2 protein-coding genes are annotated in these 1,251 nt (G+C 72.1%); both read left to right on the forward strand.

The features are described 5' to 3' along the window. The first annotated feature begins 52 nt into the window (after positions 1-52). A complete protein-coding gene (locus ACFWEP_RS34425) occupies positions 53-247 on the forward strand; it encodes a hypothetical protein (protein WP_387376204.1) in 195 nt (64 codons plus the stop codon). A gap of 196 nt (positions 248-443) precedes the next feature. Beyond that, positions 444-1,187, forward strand: a complete 744-nt coding sequence (locus ACFWEP_RS34430; RefSeq protein WP_387376206.1) for a hypothetical protein — start codon at positions 444-446, stop codon at positions 1,185-1,187. Positions 1,188-1,251 lie beyond the last annotated feature (64 nt).

Below are 1,251 nucleotides of genomic sequence, written 5' to 3' on the forward strand. Positions count from 1 at the left end.
GCCACACTGGCCGCGAAATGCCGCACACCGGGCGCGGCGGAGGAGGCGGGGCATGGTTATTTCCATCTCACTTGTGGTGTTCCTGTTGATCATCGCGATCATCTTCATGCGCAACGGAGGCCTGAAAATCTCGCACGCCATCGTCTGCGCGCTGCTGGGTTTCCTCCTCGCCGGCACGCGGATGGCACCCACGATCCACGACGGAATCGTCTCCACCGCCGAGATCGTGAGCGGGCTGAGACCCTGAGACCCGTAGGCCCCGGACCGGGCCGTACGCGAGGAACCCGGCCCCTCCCGCAGGCCCACCGGGCACGGGCCGCGCACGACCGCCCGCCGCGTTCACCCTCGGCGGGCGGTAACGTCGTCCACAGGTCCCCGTCCGATTCCCGGCGACCCGGAGCACACATCTGCCACTCCCCGTCGCGCCCCTGGAGAACTCCGCCATGTCCTTCCCGCCCTCAGGCCGTCACTCCGGAGCCGCGCACCACGAGTACTGCAACAGTGCCCTGTGCTGCCGGTGCCAGACGCGGACCTGGTCCACGAACGTGGCGGGGGAGCGGCTCTGCGGACCCTGCAGCTCCTGCTGCCGGGAGTGCGGACGGGCTCCGGCCCCCCACCTGGACGGCCTCGACCAGGGGCTCTGCGCCGAGTGCCGAGGACTCTGCGGACGCTGCCTCTCCCCGAAACGGCCGGACGGCTCCTGCGGCTGTGAGGCGTGGCACCGCCACGCCGGAAAGGACCCCTTCGGCTACGTGCTGAACGCCCTGCCGCAGCCCCTGATGCAGGGATTCGGCCGCCGGCTCCCCGCCGAGGTCCACGACCTGATCCGCCAGGAACTCGGACGGCGCACGGCCTTCCTGCTCCGGGAGCGGATCGAGCGCCGCTGGAACCTGCGCTGGGCCCACGCCCTGCACGAGACGGACGAGGACGGCCGCCGCCGCTACACACCGCTGGAGATCGCGGAAGCCCTGCTCACGCGGGGCATCTGCCCAGATCCCGACTGCGAGGACGGCTACCTCACCACCACCGACCTGCCCTGCGGACGCTGCCGGCAGCCCACGTACCGGTTCGTGCCGTCCGTCTCCGAGCGGCGGGCGACCACCGACCACGCCCGGCACACCGCCGCGCAGATCCGGCGCGACCTGCTGGAGAACCGCACCCGTACCCGGCGAGCCCCGCGCGGCTGACCCGACCCGGCAGCGGCCTCCCCGGCCGCTGTGGTCCTGCGTCCTACGCCACCCGGGACGGGTG

This window comes from Streptomyces sp. NPDC060198 (assembly GCF_042728415.1).
GTDB lineage: Bacteria > Actinomycetota > Actinomycetes > Streptomycetales > Streptomycetaceae > Streptomyces.